Raw genomic sequence first — 19,055 nt, 5'->3', positions numbered from 1 at the left:
CAGATATATCTGATTACATGAAAACATCTATTAAATCTATTAAAAAGTATAAAGACTATATAAAAAATACATTTGAATGTGATTATACAAACGGATTAATTGAAGGAATTAATAATAAAATTAAAGTAATAAAAAGGATTGCATTTGGCTACAAAAGCTTTTTTCATTTCAAGAATAGAATACTTATAAGTCAAAATTTACTAAAGTTAAAAGCCGTCTAAAACCTATTCGGTTTTAAACGGCCAACAATTAACTTTGTGATTCTCTTTACCAACACTATTTGACAAAGAACCTAAAATTAAGACTTACTTATTGTTAATTACCTCTTTTACTGCTTTTACTATTTCATCAGCAGTTAATCCATATTTTTCTAAAAGTTCCGCTGGTGTTCCAGATTCTCCAAATGTATCTTTTACACCTACTCTTTTCATTGGAACTGGACAATTTTCTGCTAAAACTTCAGAAACTGCTGATCCAAGTCCACCTATTATATTGTGTTCTTCTGCTGTAACTATAGCTTTAGTTTCTTTTGCAGCTTTTACAATTATATCGCTATCTATCGGCTTAATTGTAGGCATATTTATAACTCTTAAAGAAATTCCTTCTTCTTTTAATATTTCATGAGCTTTAACTGCTTCATTCACCATAATTCCACATGCAATTACAGTAGCGTCATTTCCTTCTTTTATTTCTATTCCTTTACCTATCTTAAATTCATAACTTTCATCAAATATAGTAGGAACAGCTGATCTTCCTAGTCTTACATATACAGGTCCATTGTATTTTGCAATTTCAAATATTACTTTTTCAGTTTCAACTCCATCAGCAGGAACTATTACTGTCATATTAGGAATAGATCTCATAACTGCTACATCTTCTACAGATTGATGAGACGCTCCATCTTCTCCAACACTAATTCCCGCATGAGTCGCACATATTTTTACATTTAATTTCGGATAACAAACAGAATTTCTTATTATTTCAAAAGCTCTTCCCGCTGCAAACATCGCAAATGTACTTGCAAAAGGTATTTTACCAGCAGTTGAAAGTCCAGCAGCAGTTCCAACTAAATTCTGCTCTGCTATACCCATATTGAAAAATCTCTCTGGAAATTCCTTTTTAAATCCTGCTGTCTTAGTAGATTTTGAAAGGTCTGCATCAAGTACTACTACATTTTCGTTTTCTTTTCCAAGTTTTACAAGAGCATTACCATATGCTTCTCTTGTTGCAATTTTCTTCATTACATTTCACCCCCTAATTCTTTTAAAGCATTAGCTAAATCTTCATCACTAGGAGCTGTTCCATGCCATCCAGCTTCATTTTCCATAAAAGAAATTCCTTTTCCTTTAACAGTTTTAGCTATTACCATTGTAGGTTGTCCTACAGTTTCTTTTGCAGAATCAAGAGCTGCAAATATTTGATCATAATCATGTCCATCTATTTCTATTACATTCCATCCAAAAGCTTTGAATTTATCAACTATAGGATTTATATTCATTACATCTTCATTTTTTCCATCTATTTGAAGTCCATTATAGTCTAAAAATGCTACTAAATTATCAAGTTTATAATGAACTGCACTCATTGCAGCTTCCCAAACTATACCTTCTTGAACTTCTCCATCTCCAAGTAATACATATACTCTCCATGGCGCATTATCCATTTTAGATGCCATTGCCATTCCACACGCTGCAGAAAATCCTTGTCCTAAAGAACCTGTTGACATCTCAACGCCAGGAGTTCCTTTCATATCAGGATGTCCTTGAAGCATTGCCCCTATTTTTCTAAGCTTTAAAAGCTCTTCTTTAGGAAAATATCCTTTCTCAGCAAGCACAGAGTAAAGTACAGGTGCTGCATGACCTTTTGATAGAACAAATCTATCTCTATCTTCTTTCTTAGGATTTTGAGGATCTATATTCATTTCATCAAAATATAAAGCTGTAAGTATTTCAACAGCAGATAAAGATCCTCCTGGATGACCAGATTTTGCTTCATGGATCATTTGAACTATATTTTTTCTTATGCTATTAGCAACTTTTTTTAATTCATTATGATCTCTCATTTGTTACCCTCCTTCTTATATTTTAACTTGTTGAAAAAAATAAATTCAACAAAGTAATTTACATCTTAATAGGTTTAAAACCTTGACCTAAAACTTCATGAACATTAGCAACCATAATAAATGCATTTTCATCTACATCTTTAACTATATTTTTAAGCTTTACTTCTTGTGATCTATCTATAACTATAAACAAAACTTCCTTATCTTCACCAGTATACATTCCTTTACCCTTTAAAGCAGTAACTCCTCTTCCTAAGCTTTGAATTATTTCATTACTTATTTCTTCAGATTTATTGGAAATAATAAAGAACGCCTTTGAATATCCCATTCCTTCAATTATAAAATCTGCTACTTTTACTATTATGTACAAAGCAATTAAAGAATATAAAGTTATTTCTACATTTCTATTTATAATACCAGCAGATGTAGCAATTGTAAGATCAAGAAACATCATTAATTTTGGTATACTAAGTGTTGGAAAGTACTTATTGAGTATTGCACCAACAAGATCAGTTCCTCCTGTAGTACCTCCTGTTCTAAATACAAACCCTATACCTACACCTAGTAAAACTCCACCGTAAATAGCTGATAAAAGCAAATCATTTGTTGGGATAAAGTGATTAAATAACTTGTTAAACATTCCTATAAAAAAAGACAATGCTCCTACAGCATAAGCTGTTTTAGCTCCAAATGCTTTTCCAAGAATTATAACACCAGCTATAAATAACGGTATATTTATAGCAAGTATTGTAACTGATACTGGTATCCCCATTAATTTTTTTATAACTACAGCAAGTCCTGAAACTCCTCCTGGAGCTATTGTATGAGGTGCTAAAAACAAATCTATGGATACTGCCATAAGAGCACATCCTATTGTTATCATAACATACTCTAGCAGATAATTATACCAATGTTTTTTTCTCATCTTTATTATCTCCTTATCACTTCTTCACACTTTTTAAAACTTCTATAACAAACTTAGGAAGTGCCATCATCCTTTTATATCTCCATGGCTCTTTTATTAATCTGTAAAACCACTCAAGGCCTAATTTTTGATAAATTACAGGAGCCCTTTTAACTTCTCCTGCATACACATCGACACTTCCACCTACACCCATAAAAATATTTGCATTTATTTCATCCTTATATCTTCTAATCCAAAACTCCTGTCTTGGAGCACCAAACGCAACAAATAACACATCTGGCTTTAAATTATTAATAAGGTCAATTACAGATTTTTCTTCATCATGTCCCTCACAACCTATATGATATCCTTTAAAATACCCGTGATAACTCCCCAAAGCTTTTATATTTGGATATTTTTTACTTATATTTTTTAAAGCCTTATCAGCAACTCCAGGTTTTCCACCCAATATAAATATAGACTTTTTAGCTTTATTACAGTAATCTAGAATATTTTCCATAAGATCTATTCCAGTAACCCTCTCCTCAAGAGGTTTTTTTATAATTCTAGAAGCTAGTACTAGCCCTATTCCATCTGGAATAACTAAATCTGCTCCTTCAATAACACTTAAAAGATGTTTATCATCTTTAGCCATCATTACTATCTCACTATTTGGAGTAAATATTACCCTTTTTTCATCGCTATTTAAAAATTCAATTGATTTATCCAAAGCCTCATTCATATTTATTTTATGTACAGGAACTCCTAGAACATAAATCTTTTCCAATATATCACCTCATTATTATATCACTAAAAATTATATTTGAAATCAGAATTTTTAATTATATTGAAAAAATAATTAAAAATATTTATTCATCAATAAGTTCACTCGCCATTTTTCCCGTTTTTAAAGCCATATCTTTAAAATTTTTAGTTTTATCTTTAAGTATCTCCCTATAAACATCTATATTTTTCAATACATCATCTATATACAAAAACAAATCTTCTTCCTCAATATCTTCTATTCTTCCTGCATTTTTTTGGCTGACCATTTCCAAAAAACTCTTATTTTTAGGATCATACTCAATTCCAATCATCGGAACGAGCTTTGCAGCAGCAAATATAAGAGCATGTAATCTTATACCTATTAAAAAATGACATCTTCCTATTATACCTAAAACATCTTTTGGAGAATAATAATTTTTTATTATGTACGGATTTGAATTGCAAATTTCTTTAATTTGATTACAGTATTCCAAGTCATCTGGATATTTCATGGGAATTAATACTACATTTAATCCTTTAGATGATATATAATCTATCGCATTAGCTATAACTTCCTTTGTCCTCCCATCATTTCTCCATTTTCTAGGAGAAATACCTACAATTTTTTTATCAAAAGGAATAGATTCTATTCTAAATATCTCATCAAGCTTTTTTTCATCTGAAGACATCAATGTAAATGTAGTATCTACATTTACATTAATATTATTATTCCTCAAACCCACTTTTTCTAATTCTCTTTTTGAATCTACATCTCTAAGCGTAATTAAATCTACTTTTTTAAGTATTTTTTTTATAAAAAATTTATTGAGTTTTTTATTTACAGGTCCATATCCATTATTATAAAACATGACTTTTTTATTAAAAAGTTTTGCAAAAAAAATCAAACTCAAATAATATATAAGAGATCTACTGCTAGTTACATCTTGTAAAAGAGAACCTCCTCCACTTATAACTAAATCACTTTCTTTTATTGCCTTTATAACTTGTACTATTCCTGTTCTACTTATAGTATCAACTCCGTGTTCTTTTTTAGTCAATTCTGCATTATACGTTAAAACTTTTATTTTAGGATTTGATATAAATTTCCTTAAGTCATTTATTATACAAGATAGTATAGCTTCATCTCCTATATTTTGAAATCCATAATAACCAAATATAAATATTGACTTCATACCACAATTTCTTCCTCTCTTTTATAATATCAATTGATATCGTATGCTCCTATAACCATAAAAATTGAATCAGTTAAACCTTCCACTCCTCTACCATCTGAACGGGGAACCATTAACAAGTGATTTTTAGGAACTAACTGTCCTTTTACTAAATCTACTCCTTTAGTCAAATCTGCTATTCCACCTTGCTCACTATCTATAATAGAAGCTTTGCCTGCTCTTAATATTATTTGACTTCCTTCATGGAGAATTATTTTTTGTCCCTTTTTTATTTCAACTATTTCTAAAGAACTACTGTTTCCATTTATTGTTTCAGCAAACTCCTTATCTTCCTTGAATAACCTCAGCTTATCATCTAAATATTCTTTAATTTTAGATATTTGATCGTCTAAATAAGACTTTGTAATTATAGGATCATCTTTAGAACCCGGCTCAAAATCTGAAGCTTTTGCAATATAAGTTGTTGTAAGTACAATTGAAGATACCACTACAGCTATTAATGCTTTATTCTTTAATATTGATTTTTTCATATTTTTTCTCCCTTCTTTTAATTTAGTACCTTTAAGTACACTTCTATATTATCCTGTACCATTTTACTTACAGAATATTTTTCTTCCACAATATTTCTTCCAAAAGTTTGTATTTCTTTTATTTTTTCACTGCTATATTCTTTTATTATTTTTAAAATATCCGATTTTAGTACACCTTCTCTAAATTTTTGTTGTCCTCTACACGTAAAATTACTATCTATTGCCAACTTAAATTTTGATCTATCAAAAATACCTAAATATCCTTGATTTCCAACTAAAATTACTGGTTTTTCAGTAGCCATGGCTTCTAATGCGGCCCTACTTACCCCAACAAACACATCTGATATAACTAGAAATTTATTTATATCCGTACGTGCTCCAGTAATTATAATTACTTTTTTCTTTAAATTTTTATTTACTTCTTCTGCTTTTTCTTTTAACTCTCTCAACATATTTCCTTCTCCAACAATCAATACTTTCAAATTATCTATTTCTTTTACTAAATCAGGAGTTATCTTTATAAGTTGAAACGCAACATCACTAGTATCTTTATTCAACCTACTGATATGAACAATTTTTTTATTTACATCTTTAATATCAAACTCCCCTTTTATATCTTCACAATCAACATCTGGTGAAAATTTTTTAGTATCTATCCCATTAATAGTAACTTTTATATCATCCTCACAAATATGATAATTATCCATAAGATACTTTTTTATATCTTCACTTACAGCAATAGTTTTTTCCCCCCAATTAGTTATATACTTTAAACCAAACTCCGTTTTAAATACTCCATGTGCAGTTGTAACAAAAGAAAAATTCATTCTTTTATGCAACATACCACATATAAATGCAGGTATTCTAGCATGAGCATGAACTAAATCGATGTTTTCTGCTTTAATTATGTCTTTAAGCAAGAAATACGACTTTATAATATTAAAGGGCTTTTTATTATGCAAAGGAACTTTATAATGGGTTATTCCATTTTTAACCAATTCATTGACATAAACCCCACCATTAGATGCTACACAAACATTAAATCCTCTTTTATTCAAACCTTTAGCCAACTCAATTACATGTGTTTCTGCTCCTCCTATTTCAAGCCCCATCAAAGTCAACAATATATTATAACTATTTTTCATTTTTTTACCTCCAATAAAGACACTCATAAATATGGACACATACATTAATATACATTTTTTCCTTGTATACATCAACTTAATAATATTATATAATATAAAATAAGTTTGAACTATACGGCAGGGGGTCATTATTCATGAAAAAATACAAAATTTCTATTTTAATCGCACTTTTTATAATATTTAATTTGTTCTCATATTCATTTGCTCAAGATAAATTTATTATTCACGATAAAATAACAGAAGAAATACTTACAAAAGGAGTTACAAGAACAAATATCCACCGATTCACTAATGAAGGATGGCTTAACATCAACGTAATAAAAGCAGACCTCTCTAATAAAAACATAAATGTAGAACTTTTTACAGATCCAAGAGGAATTAACTACATGAGTAATGTATTACAATATGCACAAAATAACGATGCAGTAGCTGCAATAAATGCAGATTTCTTTCAAAAAGTAAGAGGAGTGAGCGATAGAGGAAGTTCCATCGGTCCTATTGTAAAAAACGGTAATTTAATATCAAATACATCTAAGCAACAAGGTATGAGTTCAATACTTATAGATAATTCAAACAATGTAATTTTTAAATATTGGGATATTCAACTAACTATTACTGCACCTAACGGAAATTCACATCCAATAAAATATATGAATAAGTACGACTCTCTTGATTCAATAGTACTCTATGACAGAAATTGGGGTACTAAATCCATGGGGTCAAGTGGAAGTACAGTAGAAGTTGTAGTAGAAGACAACATTGTAAAAGATATAAGAAGAAACATGGAACCTGTAGAAATTCCAGAAAACGGATACATATTAACAACCCTAACTGATTATAACACATTTTTAATTGACAATTTCAAAATAGGAGATCCAATTAAACTAGATATATCAGCCGAACCTAACTTTGAAAATTTAAAATACGCTTTAGGTGCTGGTACTTTATTAGTAAAAGACGGTGAAATACAAAAATTTACAGATGGAATAAAAGGAGTTCACCCACGAACAGCAATAGGAGTAGATGCTTCTGGAAAAACATTCTATATGGTCACTGTAGACGGACGCCAATTAGTGAGTAAAGGCATGTCAGAACTTGAATTAGCAAACTTAATGATAGAACTAGGAGCATATAATGCTGTAAATCTCGATGGCGGAGGGTCAACTACTCTTGTTTCAAAATCATTTGCTGATCCAGAAATAAAAGTTATAAACTATCCTTCTGATGGATTTCTTAGAAAAGTAATCAACTCTATAGGAATTACAACTTCTGCTCCTAAAGAAGATGTATATGGACTTTTAATAGAAAGTAAAAGCAAAAACATTTTCGTAAATACATCTAGGTCATTTACAGTAAAAGCATATGATAAAAACTTCAATCCAGTGGATATTGATATTAATAAAATAAAATGGAGTGTCAGTGGAGTTAAAGGAAAATTTAAAAACAATAAATTTTTCCCAACATCAACAGGCCATGGAACAATTACTGCAACATACAAAAATATTTCTTCAAATTACAATATAAAAGTACTCGATTTACCATCTTCCATTACTATAAACACAAAAAACATAAACATTAAATCAGGACAAACTTTAAACTTATACATCACTGGTAAAGATTCTCAAGGTTACAGTGCTCCTATTAATTTATCTGATGTTAAATGGAATATTCCTAAAAACATATGCACTATAGAAGATAATTATATAAAAGGATTAAAATCAGGAAATTGTATTATAACAGCGTCTTTTGGCCAAGTTAATACACACGCTATTGTAAATGTCGATTCTAATGAAAATAATACAATCAAACTACCTGATGATATAACACTTCCAGATCCTTTAAATAAAAATTCTAGTGTATTAGAAGGAAAAAATAATTTTTCATTTTCTGTTTTTTCTGATACATTAAAAAGAGATACTTTAGCAAAAAATCTCATTATGATTAAAACATTAGATAAATTCAACAAAAACAATAATATAGCTACTTTTGTATCTCAAATTAATTCAACTGATAAGAATAATTTAAATATACCTTATATAGATATAACAAAACCTAGCTTAACTAATTTTAAAGAAAGCACATTTATAACTCTCAATAATAAAAATAACGGTTTAAGAGCTTCTGATGCTAAACAGTGGTTATGGTTAAAAGAAAATATAAAAAATATAAAAAGCAAAAATATATTTATTTTATTGCCAAGACCTTTAGAATCAAATGTAAAAGGTGGATTTAAAGATATATACGAATTACAACTTTTCAAAGACACATTATATGAAAATCTCGTTAAACAAAATAAAAATGTATTTGTTTTTTACAACAACGATAAATTTAATATAAATGTAGAAAATGGAATAAGATATATAGGAACACCTAAATTCCCAAATACAACTAGAGATTTAAGTAAATTTAAGTACATCGAGGTAATTGTAAACGGTGAAAATGTAACTTATCAAGAAAAAAATGTATTTGATATTAAATAAAGCCAGCAAAATTTGCTGGCTTTATTTATTTATTTTTTTAACATCACTTATTACTCCTACAAAACTAACTAATCTAGTTTTTATATTTATCTCCGACCCTACATTAATCTCTTTATTTCCATTTGCTAAAAACGAATCTTCTCTTTCTACTCCAGAAGTAACTAAAGTTATAATCATTTCATATCTATCAGGTTTTTCTGCTTTCACTATTGTTCCATCTGTTTTTTCAATATAAGCTTCCATAGGAACAACTTTCTTTTCAACTACCTTCCCTAAATACCTATCTGTTCTTTTTTCATAAACTTCTACACCTTTTTTTAATGAATCAACAGATGCTTTTCTTATATCTTTTATATCTATTTTATATTCTATTGTATCTAAACTATTAACTGCTTTAATCTCTTTTACATGAAAAAACTTATAATATACTCCTAATACAAATGAAAAAATACACAATACAACTAAAATATCTATTATACTTATTTTCCCAAAAAGCTTTCCTTTGTTATCAATAATCATAAAAAATCACCTCTTTTATTCTTCAAATCTTATTCCTGTTATAAAACCTTTACTAGCATACCCCTTGCCTTTTATATACATCAATTTACCTACTCTTATTTCTGTTCCTTCAGCAATTATATTATTTTCTCCAATAATTCCATTAGCTTCTACTGTAAGTAAAATATCATACTTATCTGGAATTACAGTTTTCTCAAACCTTCCTTGTTCTTTGTTTTCTGTTATCTTAGTAGATTTAATTATCTTTTTATCTACAATTTTACCTAAATAACTTCCTGTTTTACTGTCTTTTACTGTATCATTTATATTTATATAATCAAATAAATTCTTATCCTTTAATTTGAATTCAACATCATAATACACTTTATTTTCATATTGATTTTGATTGTTTTTACTTGAAATAATTTTATATCCTCCTACAGCAACCAATAAAACTAATAAAATAATACTTATATCAATTATATTTATTTTTTTACCTTTCATACGACTGCCTCCTAATTATTAATCAATTCATCGTACAATTTCTCAATTTTCTTAGTCATATTATAAACTGTAAATTTTTCTTCCATCAGCTTTTTTGCATTTTTACCCATATAATTTCTCAGTTCTTCATCTTCTATCAATTTTAATATAGCTATTGCTAAACTTTCAGAATCCCTTACCGGAACTAAAAAACCATTATAATTATCTATTATTACTTCTGGAATTCCTCCTATTTTAGTTCCAACAGAAGGCTTTCCTAAACTCATTCCTTCAATCAACGAAATACACAACGCTTCTGAAATAGAAGTAATAACATTTATATCTACAATGTTAATTATATTTTCTATATTTTCTACATACCCTGTAAAAATTACATATTCTTCTATTTGCATTTTCTCTGTAAGTTCCTTTAATTCCAGTTCTCTCGAACCTGACCCTACAATAATAAATTTAACTGAATTATTTTTTTGCAATATAGATTTTGCCGCTTTTATAAAATATTCATGTCCCTTTACTTCTTCAAGTCTCGCAACAATACCTACAACAATATCATCCAAACCAATCCCCAATTCTTTTCTTATCTTGTTTTTTTCTTCTCTTCTAATTTCTTTTAAATTTTTAATTCCATTATGTATGCAAATAATTTTTTCCTCAGGTATTCCATTTACAATTAAATTATTTTTTACAGCTTCAGATACAGCTATAATTCTATCACTTATAAATCTATTTATATAAGATTTTATACTTTTCTTAACTACATTTTTCTCTTCATTATCTATACAGTGTTTTGTATGAATTATACTCCTTACACCAGCCATTTTACCGGCTATTCTCGCCGAAATGCTCGCATGTGTATGTAAAATATCACATTTTTCTTTTTTTAATATACCGCATAATTTCTTTATAATTTTAATATCAAATGATTTGTCCTTCATCCCCTCAACTTCTATAACTTCAATCTCAACTTTACTTATTTTATCTACAAGTAAACTTCCTTTTGGTACAATAACTTTAACCAAATATTTATCTCTATTAAATTCTCTTAAAAAGTTTAAAATCCATACTCCAGCTCCACCTATATTTGTATCACTAATTACATGAATCACATTTATCATAACTGATTCTCCCCAAATCTTGATTTATCAAGTTATAACAAACCATTCCAAATGTTATAATAATCCAAAATGTAAATACTACTTTATAATTATACCATATATTGTCTACTAACCCCTGTAAAAGATATCCGCCTAACCCTGAACACAATGCAATCATGAAAGTAGATATAAATTTACTTTTTTTCTTATATGAAATAATTAATTTCTTATAAAAAACGCCAATCATTAAAATAAACAAACTAAATCCTACAATACCAAATTCTATTAATAATTGTATATATAAATTATGAGAATGAAGCGCATAAGCTGCAGATAATGCATACCTACTGTATATCATTTTAAAAACCTCTGTACCCATTCCAATACCAGATATCCAATAATCTTTTACAATCCCCAAAGACCCTAACCATATAGATATTCTATAAGCAGATGAAGAGTCTTGAATATTTCCTATACTTGCAAACCTATTTATAATAGACGGCGGCAACACAAAAGGCATTATCAATAAAGCTACTACCCCTAATAAAATCAACCTTTTATCTAAAAATACTACAAAAATAAATAATGCCAACATCAATCCAAGCCAAGCTCCTCTAGAATAAGTAAATACTAAACATACAATCATAGTTATAGTTGTAACAATAAAAATTAAACGCTGAGAATTCTTTTTACTTTCCCAAAACAATGCAATAGACATAGGAATTAATAAAACCAAATACTCTCCTAATACATTTGGATTGTCTAATGTAGAATAAACCCTTGATTTTATATCTTCAAACATTTCTGTATCAACCCATGCTTGTACAGTATCTGCTAATGTAAAATGTTGATATATACCGTATAAAGATACTAAAAATCCTGCAAAAACCATAAATACAAAAGCATAATATATACTATCGTATGATTTTATCGTATTTTCAGCCACAAAATAGAATAAAATAAACAATATATATAAAATGCCTATACTCAAACTACTTTTTACAGTAAATGAAGTTAAACCACTATAAACTACAGTCATTGAAAACAAAATCATAAATATATCCATAGGAGTACATACTAATTTAAAGTTATTATCATACATCCTCTTCACCAAAAACAATACTACATTTAATGATATAATTCCCAACAAAACCTTTGTCGGTATAAATGGCACTAAAAATACAGTTAAAAAAATCATCACTTCTAATCTCGATAAAATAAATTTATTCAAAATATTCAAAATAAAACTCTCTTTTAAATGCTTTTGAATACCATTAGATATATTTTTTAATAATTTTATAGGTAAAATAGCAATCTTATAAAAATAACTATTTTCAAATACTATGTATTCATTTAAATTTCTAAAAAAAAACTGAATAAATAAGCTTTGTTTTACTAAATTGTTAAACGAATTTGCAATTATGCTTAATAATCCATATGTAATACTATTCGTATAATAATTTTTCAAAAAACTACCCCCTTTTTAGTTTTGATTTTACAATATCAATGAAAATTTTGCTTTCCTCAATTCCTATAAACATAGTAAATATAACGTAAAAAATAATTCCAATTAAAGAAGGTACTCCTACTTTTATTGCTTTATATAGTAATGTATTTAAATTTACTATATTTGTCATAATGTTATTCACAAACATTATCACAATTCCTGTAAAAAGTGATGCTGCTCCCATTTTTAAAAAGTAATATAAAAAGTTAGTATCGAATATTCCATTTATCTTTTTATTAATAACCATAATTAAAACAATCGAAATATTAATCGTAGAAATAGCAGTAGCTAATGCTAATCCCTTCATACCTATTTTAAAAGCCAATAAAAAACTTACACATATATTAAATACAATACCTACAATACTTATTTTCATAGGAGTAATAGCATCATGTAAAGCATAAAAAGCCTTATTTATAATTTCTTGAATTCCCCACGCTATCATTCCTATAGAATAATACATAAATGCCTCTGATGTAAGATATGTAGAATGCGAATCAAACTGTCCCCTTTCATAAACTAAAGAAATCAAAGGAACTCTTAATATTATAAAAATAACCATAACTGGAGATAAAATATAAATAATAGATCTAATAGCTAAATTAATTATTTTAATAAACTCCATTTTGTCTTTTGAAATATTTATTCTAGATAAAGAAGGAAAAATCAAATTTACAACTGAATATATAAAAATTCCAACAACAGTAATATATAATTTATTTGCATAATCTAAGGCTACTACTGCTTGTCCTTTATTCAAATAAGATGCCAATCTTATATTCACCATTGTATTGATAGGTTGAACCCATGCACTTATTAAAATTGGCAACATCAATACTCCAGCTTTTTTCATACCTTCATTTTTTAAATTCAACATAAATTTATATTTATATCCATGTTTGACAAGTGAAGGTATTTGTATAACCACTTGAGAAATCCAGCCTATAAGCATTGCAACGGCTAATCCCTCTATTCCAAATCTATCATTTAAAAAAATCAAATATCCTATAACTATTAAATTTGATGCTAAACTAATTAAAGAAGGAATATTAAATTCTCCAAAAGACTGTAATATTCCAACAAATGTAAAAGCTAAACCCGTAAATACTATCATAGGAAATAAGATTCTAAGAAGTTTAGCAGATAATAAAAGCGTACTTTCATCTAATCCACCAGCAACCATATGTACTATATTCTTTGAAAACAAAACTCCTATGACAACTATAAACGCAGATAAAATAAATACACAATTTAAAAAAACACTAGAAAATTCCATTCCTTTATTTTCTTCATTGTTTTTAAGATATTCGTTAAAAATAGGGATAAACGTTGAAGAAATAGCAACTCCTAAACCTAAATCAAAGAAAAATAAAGGAATTCTACTCGCAGTTGAAAATGCTATAGCTTCAGTTCCCATACCGTATTTACTAGCTATAAACACATCCCTTAACATACCCAAAACTTTAGAAAAAAAAGTTATGAAAACCATAAAACTAACTACTCTTATTGCTGTATTTCTTTTCAACATAACTTCTCCTTTATATTTTTTATTTTACACAAAAGTGAGCCTTTTTACAGGCTCACTAAATTTCAAACAACCCTAAACTTATCTGGAGGCCTTCATCTACTTTTTCCATCAATCCATCATCAAAATGCCCTATTTTTTCTCTCAATCTTTTTTTATCTATAGTTCTTATTTGTTCAAGTAATACTACTGAATCTCTATTTAAACCATAATCATTTGCATTTATCTCTATATGAGTAGGTAATTTTGCTTTATTTATTTGAGATGTTATAGCTGCTATTATAACAGTAGGACTGTATTTATTTCCTATATCATTCTGTATTATAAGAACTGGTCTAACTCCACCTTGTTCAGATCCTACTACCGGACTTAAATCAGCATAAAATATATCTCCTCTTTTAACTTCTAAATTATTATTCACCTTCTGCTATCTTCCCTTCATACCCCTCTAAAGAAGATACATCAACACTAAGACCCATTTCTGCTAGCGCTAAATTTATGGCTCCCATCTCTCTATATCCCTTTATCATAATTTCTCTTGTCTCTATTTTTCGTTTTTCTCTTAAATACAATTTCATAGCTTCTCTTATAAATTCTGATCTATTCTTATTTTCTACTTTTATTATCTTATCTACTTCTGCAAGCAAGCTATTAGGCAAACTTACTACTATTTTCTTTTTACCCATACAACTAGACACAAAATCGCCTCCCAAAGTTAAATACCTTTCTATTTTACCAAATAATCTAAAGTCTGTAAAACTCTATTTCCTTCCAAATATACACGTGGTACTCTCCTTGAGATCATACATAAAAGTTCATAATTTATAGTATTAAGAGCATCAGAAAATCTCTCTATTCTTATATCGGAATCTTCACCAAATATCTTCACCTCATCACCTATATTTACATCTAAATCATTGACATTTATCATGCATTGATCCATACATATTCTTCCAACTACAGGAACTAATTTATCTTTTACTTTAACATTTGCATTTTCTCCTAACATCCTTGTAAATCCATCTGCATATCCTATAGGAATTGTAGCTATTTTAGTGTAGTCCCGAGTTTTATATTTTTGACCATAACTTATACCTCTTCCTGGCTCTAATATTTTCAGATGAGATATTTTAGTTTTCAATGTCATTACAGGCTTTAGATTAATAAGTTCTTTTTTTACTTCATTAGAAGGATAGTGTCCATATAAGATTATTCCACTTCTCACCATATCAAGATGGTAATTTGGACAATCTATTATACCTGCACTATTACATATATGCTTTATCGGTATTTTTATACCTTTATCTTCTAATTTATTCGTTATGTACTCAAACTTTTTAAACTGCATATTCGTAAAAGTCTTATCCTTTTCATCTGCCATAGCAAAATGACTGTATATTCCAACTACATTTATATTTGGGAAGTTATATATTTTTTCTATGTAATACACGCTTTTATCTTCTATTTGAAAACCAAGCCTTGACATTCCTGTGTCTAGTTTTATATGTATATTTGCCGTTTTTTTATTTTTACTTGCTGTATTATTCAATTTTTGTGCTGATTCATACGAGTATATAGTAATGTCTATATCATTTTCCAGTGCTAATTTAAAATCGCATTCTTGTATATATCCAAGACATAGTATGGGCTTTTTTATATAATTATTTCTGAGCTCTAAAGCTTCTTTTAGAGTCGCAACTGCTAAATAATCAACTCCTTCCTCAATTAATGCCTTTGCTATTTGTACGGAGCCATGGCCATATGCATTTGCTTTAACTACACCACATATTTTTGTATCTTCTTTGAGTAGTTTTTTTATATTTCTATAATTTTCTTTTAAGTTATCTATATTTATTTCTGCCCAAGTAGATCCAATTTTATAACTCATTTTTCTCCCCCTCAACCTAATTTACGTTATACTTAAATTCTTTATAAATAACAATAAATCTTTTTTTACCATTTGAATCTATTATTTCTAATTTATTAGGTTTTAACGTTTTTTTATCTATATATATTTTTTCTTTACTAAAATAAAAAGATGAACCTGGTATACTAGTTTCTAAAATCAAAAAATACCTATCAGAAAATACATCTAAATTTTCATTTTCAAGTATATTTTTTATAAAATCTCCTACAAATAAATACCTATTTTCTATCCCTTTATAAGTAATTCTAAACTCATCTTTGCAATTTGGATTTTTTACTATAATATTATCCTTATTGTAAATAGTAACTTTTCCCCTTATATTACTAGGACTTAAAGTTTCTAATTTATAATAATCAGGAGCTTTATAATAGTGCTTTACAATATACTCTTTAGATGATTTATTTCCAAATACATTAATACGAGCTATGCAGGAATACGATTTTAAATTTGTTATTTTCTTATGTAACTTATAATACACTTCTTCATTTGTGGATTCACTACACCCAGTAAGTAAAAAAATAAAAACAAAACCTAATAGGGTATACACAATCCACTTTTTCACAAAATCTCCCCCAATATCAAATTTATAATAAAACTTATAAACTATACATAGCCTTTATTATATCATATCTACATATAATACCCTTTATCTTATTCTCTTTATCAACTACAGGAACTCTATTTATAGATTTTTCTATCATGAGATTTGCAACATACTCAAGACTATCTTCTTCATAAACCTTTAAAACATCTTTAGACATTATATCTTCTGCTTTATAAGCTGCTATTTTTTTAATATCTTCTTCTAAGCTCTTCAAACTATCCAAAAACACGACACCTTGAAGAATAGTTATAAATGAAGGTATATTTATATTTTTTTCTTTTTTTACAATATCAGTTTCTGAAATTATTCCAATTACTCTATTTTCATCATCTACTACCGGCACACCGCCTATTCTCTTTTCCAAAAGTATTTTTACAATTTCTTCAATACTAGTTTCCTTATTTACCGATATAACATCACAAGTCATAATATCTTTAGCCTTCAATCGAATTCCCCCTTTTCAATATTAATGAATTTGCAACTGCATATTCTCTACAATGAGATATAGAAATCATAATCTCAACAACATTTAGTTTTTTAGATAATTTATATAAATTATTATATAATTTTACATGAGGTTTTCCAAGATTATCTCTTAGTATTTCAATATCCGTTAATTTAAAATTCCTAATACCTGTTCCAAAAGCCTTGCTTACAGCCTCTTTAGCTGCAAAATTTCCGGCAATAGTCTCGATTTTAAAATTTTTACTTTCAAAATACTCTATTTCCTTTTCAGTAAATACTCTATCTAAAAATCTATTATTTCTATTTACAGCATTCTTTATTCTATCTATTTCTATTATATCTACTCCTATGCCTAAAATATTCATAAAATACCTCCCAAAATGCAATCTACATTTATACTATAACAAAAAAGAACCACTTAATCACAAATTCAATGATTTAGTGGCACATGTTTAAATTATTTCAACAATTTGTTATCTAACTTTTCCATATCCTTATACCCAAGTAAAGAATGTAAAAAATTATAGATATAATTTACCTTTTCTTCTATTTGCTCCTTTTCTTCTCTTAATAAAGTCAATTCTTTTCTCAATTTTGCTATAACTTCTTGAATTTCACTCAATCTACTTTCACCCTTATTCATATCATCGTATGAATATTTAACTGTAGCTTTTAAAAGATCTAAATTTTTTTCTTCTATCAATTTTGGAATTACTTCAAGCTCTTCAAATATACTATCTATATTATCATTTATTTCTTCCATTTCTTTTTTCAATTTATCTAATTCCACTTCTGCAGCTTGATTTTTATTTGTATTTAATTCATTTGATATATATATTATTTTAGCCATTTTTTTTGGTTTTTGATTTTGAAGTTTGATAAGTTCTCTTTCAAGCTCCTTTTTTCTCTTTAAAATATCATCAAGCTCTTTTGCAAAAACTTTTATTTCTTTATTCACACCTTCATTAAAAAGTTTTTTCCATGGCTCATATTGCGTTAATATTGGTATTTTATTTTTTTTTATTATTTTCTCAGCTAAATCTATATCTATTTGTTTTTTACCCAAAAACATAATTCACAACCTTTCTTTAATATATTTCCAAAATATAAATCGTCAAAAAAATTTTTTTCTTTATTCTCAAAATTTCCACTAAAAAAATTTACTAAATAAACTATTTTTAGTCAATAAAACTATTGAATTATTTTTTTACCTTTGGAAAAAATATTTACATGAGGCGACTATAACAGTTGATTAAAATATATAAAAATCTATAAAAATCTATCGAATAATTTGCATATTTCTGATATTATAATATCAGAGGTGATATTAATGTATTCAATAGGAAAATTTTCAAAAAAATTAGGTGTAACAATACAAACTTTAAGGAATTGGGATAAAGAAGGAAAATTGTGTCCAATTAAACTTGATAGTGGACACAGAAGGTATACAGATGAACATTTTATAATAGCTAGTAATTTACTTCAAAAACCCTTGCCACGAAAAACTATTGTCTATGCAAGAGTATCTTCAAATAAGCAAAAGAATGAATTAGAACATCAACTTGAAAATATAAAGCAGTTTTGTATTGCTAAAGGATATGTTATAGATGAAATCTTTTCAGATATAGGAAGTGCTTTAAATTATAACAGACCTAACTTTCAAAAAATGTGGGATTTAATTTTATCTAATCAAGTTGAAAGAGTAATAATTGCTTATAAAGACAGGTTTGTACGCTTTGGTTATGACTTCTTTGAAAGTATTTGTAAAAAGTATAATGTAGAAATTATAGTTATGAACAACACAGAAGAAAAAACTTATGAGCAAGAAATGGTTGAAGATTTAATGACAATA

At 27.6% G+C, this 19,055-nt stretch carries 22 protein-coding genes; 3 read left to right on the top strand and 19 right to left on the bottom strand.

The features are described from left to right. The coding region (locus BUA19_RS10320; RefSeq protein ID WP_143145414.1) for a transposase at positions 1-221 on the top strand (221 nt) is incomplete at its 5' end. An 84-nt stretch (positions 222-305) separates the two neighbouring features. On the opposite strand, the gene BUA19_RS10315 is transcribed toward BUA19_RS10320, so the two are convergent. The 7 genes from BUA19_RS10315 to BUA19_RS10285 all read right to left on the bottom strand — a co-directional run bounded on the left by BUA19_RS10315 (position 306) and on the right by BUA19_RS10285 (position 6,599). Beyond that, on the bottom strand, positions 306-1,241 hold the full coding sequence (locus tag BUA19_RS10315) for a transketolase family protein (RefSeq protein ID WP_072726247.1): 936 nt from the start codon (positions 1,239-1,241) through the stop codon (positions 306-308). Then, positions 1,241-2,062, bottom strand: coding sequence for a transketolase (locus BUA19_RS10310; protein ID WP_072726245.1), 822 nt, complete (start codon positions 2,060-2,062; stop codon positions 1,241-1,243). Before BUA19_RS10310 ends, BUA19_RS10315 begins: the two co-directional genes overlap by 1 nt. Before the next feature lie 58 nt (positions 2,063-2,120). Then, positions 2,121-2,987, bottom strand: coding sequence for a YitT family protein (locus tag BUA19_RS10305; RefSeq protein ID WP_072726243.1), 867 nt, complete (start codon positions 2,985-2,987; stop codon positions 2,121-2,123). Positions 2,988-3,003: 16 nt separating this feature from the next. Then, positions 3,004-3,753 carry a WecB/TagA/CpsF family glycosyltransferase gene (locus BUA19_RS10300; protein ID WP_072726241.1) on the bottom strand — a complete coding sequence of 250 codons (750 nt, stop codon included), beginning with the start codon at positions 3,751-3,753 and terminating at the stop codon, positions 3,004-3,006. Positions 3,754-3,835: 82 nt separating this feature from the next. Beyond that, positions 3,836-4,924: a polysaccharide pyruvyl transferase CsaB gene (gene csaB / locus BUA19_RS10295; RefSeq protein WP_072726239.1), complete on the bottom strand. Its 1,089-nt coding sequence runs from the start codon at positions 4,922-4,924 to the stop codon at positions 3,836-3,838. Between the two features lie 29 nt (positions 4,925-4,953). After that, positions 4,954-5,454, bottom strand: a complete 501-nt coding sequence (locus BUA19_RS10290; RefSeq protein ID WP_072726237.1) for a hypothetical protein — start codon at positions 5,452-5,454, stop codon at positions 4,954-4,956. 17 nt (positions 5,455-5,471) lie between these two features. Continuing rightward, positions 5,472-6,599 carry a glycosyltransferase gene (locus tag BUA19_RS10285; protein WP_072726235.1) on the bottom strand — a complete coding sequence of 376 codons (1,128 nt, stop codon included), beginning with the start codon at positions 6,597-6,599 and terminating at the stop codon, positions 5,472-5,474. 134 nt (positions 6,600-6,733) lie between these two features. Between BUA19_RS10285 and BUA19_RS10280 the strand changes: the two genes are divergently transcribed. Beyond that, a complete protein-coding gene (locus BUA19_RS10280; protein WP_072726233.1) occupies positions 6,734-9,079 on the top strand; it encodes a phosphodiester glycosidase family protein in 2,346 nt (781 codons plus the stop codon). Positions 9,080-9,100: 21 nt separating this feature from the next. Here BUA19_RS10280 and BUA19_RS10275 read toward each other — a convergent pair whose 3' ends face one another. From BUA19_RS10275 to BUA19_RS10220, 12 genes are all read right to left on the bottom strand, one after another. Then, positions 9,101-9,598: a DUF4330 domain-containing protein gene (locus tag BUA19_RS10275; protein WP_072726231.1), complete on the bottom strand. Its 498-nt coding sequence runs from the start codon at positions 9,596-9,598 to the stop codon at positions 9,101-9,103. Positions 9,599-9,613: 15 nt separating this feature from the next. Then, a complete protein-coding gene (locus tag BUA19_RS10270; RefSeq protein WP_072726227.1) occupies positions 9,614-10,081 on the bottom strand; it encodes a DUF4330 domain-containing protein in 468 nt (155 codons plus the stop codon). Positions 10,082-10,092: 11 nt separating this feature from the next. Beyond that, a complete protein-coding gene (locus tag BUA19_RS10265; RefSeq protein ID WP_072726225.1) occupies positions 10,093-11,196 on the bottom strand; it encodes a glycosyltransferase in 1,104 nt (367 codons plus the stop codon). Then, positions 11,171-12,643: an O-antigen ligase family protein gene (locus BUA19_RS10260; RefSeq protein ID WP_072726223.1), complete on the bottom strand. Its 1,473-nt coding sequence runs from the start codon at positions 12,641-12,643 to the stop codon at positions 11,171-11,173. The genes BUA19_RS10265 and BUA19_RS10260 overlap by 26 nt, the downstream gene beginning before the upstream one ends. A gap of 4 nt (positions 12,644-12,647) precedes the next feature. Further along, positions 12,648-14,207: a murein biosynthesis integral membrane protein MurJ gene (gene murJ, locus BUA19_RS10255; protein ID WP_072726221.1), complete on the bottom strand. Its 1,560-nt coding sequence runs from the start codon at positions 14,205-14,207 to the stop codon at positions 12,648-12,650. A gap of 58 nt (positions 14,208-14,265) precedes the next feature. Further along, a complete protein-coding gene (locus BUA19_RS10250; RefSeq protein WP_072726219.1) occupies positions 14,266-14,628 on the bottom strand; it encodes a type II toxin-antitoxin system PemK/MazF family toxin in 363 nt (120 codons plus the stop codon). Then, complete coding sequence (locus BUA19_RS10245; protein ID WP_330389088.1) at positions 14,621-14,905, bottom strand: CopG family ribbon-helix-helix protein; 285 nt, start codon at positions 14,903-14,905, stop codon at positions 14,621-14,623. The genes BUA19_RS10250 and BUA19_RS10245 overlap by 8 nt, the downstream gene beginning before the upstream one ends. Before the next feature lie 29 nt (positions 14,906-14,934). Then, positions 14,935-16,095: an alanine racemase gene (gene alr / locus BUA19_RS10240; RefSeq protein ID WP_072726217.1), complete on the bottom strand. Its 1,161-nt coding sequence runs from the start codon at positions 16,093-16,095 to the stop codon at positions 14,935-14,937. A gap of 16 nt (positions 16,096-16,111) precedes the next feature. After that, positions 16,112-16,696 carry a germination lipoprotein GerS gene (gerS, locus tag BUA19_RS10235; protein WP_072726208.1) on the bottom strand — a complete coding sequence of 195 codons (585 nt, stop codon included), beginning with the start codon at positions 16,694-16,696 and terminating at the stop codon, positions 16,112-16,114. Positions 16,697-16,730: 34 nt separating this feature from the next. Next, on the bottom strand, positions 16,731-17,183 hold the full coding sequence (locus tag BUA19_RS10230; RefSeq protein ID WP_072726206.1) for a CBS domain-containing protein: 453 nt from the start codon (positions 17,181-17,183) through the stop codon (positions 16,731-16,733). Next, positions 17,173-17,568, bottom strand: a complete 396-nt coding sequence (acpS, locus tag BUA19_RS10225; RefSeq protein WP_072726204.1) for a holo-ACP synthase — start codon at positions 17,566-17,568, stop codon at positions 17,173-17,175. The genes BUA19_RS10230 and acpS overlap by 11 nt, the downstream gene beginning before the upstream one ends. 92 nt (positions 17,569-17,660) lie before the next feature. Further along, positions 17,661-18,275: a hypothetical protein gene (locus BUA19_RS10220; RefSeq protein WP_072726202.1), complete on the bottom strand. Its 615-nt coding sequence runs from the start codon at positions 18,273-18,275 to the stop codon at positions 17,661-17,663. 258 nt (positions 18,276-18,533) lie between these two features. Here BUA19_RS10220 and BUA19_RS10215 point away from each other — a divergent pair. Beyond that, on the top strand, positions 18,534-19,055 hold a 522-nt coding region (locus BUA19_RS10215), incomplete at its 3' end, for an IS607 family transposase (RefSeq protein ID WP_207645988.1).

Origin of the sequence: Tepidibacter thalassicus DSM 15285 (assembly GCF_900129915.1) — a bacterium.
Classification (GTDB): Bacteria; Bacillota; Clostridia; order Peptostreptococcales; family Peptostreptococcaceae; genus Tepidibacter; species Tepidibacter thalassicus.
Note: the sequence above shows the minus strand (reverse complement) of the source record. Positions and strands in the feature narration are given on the sequence as shown.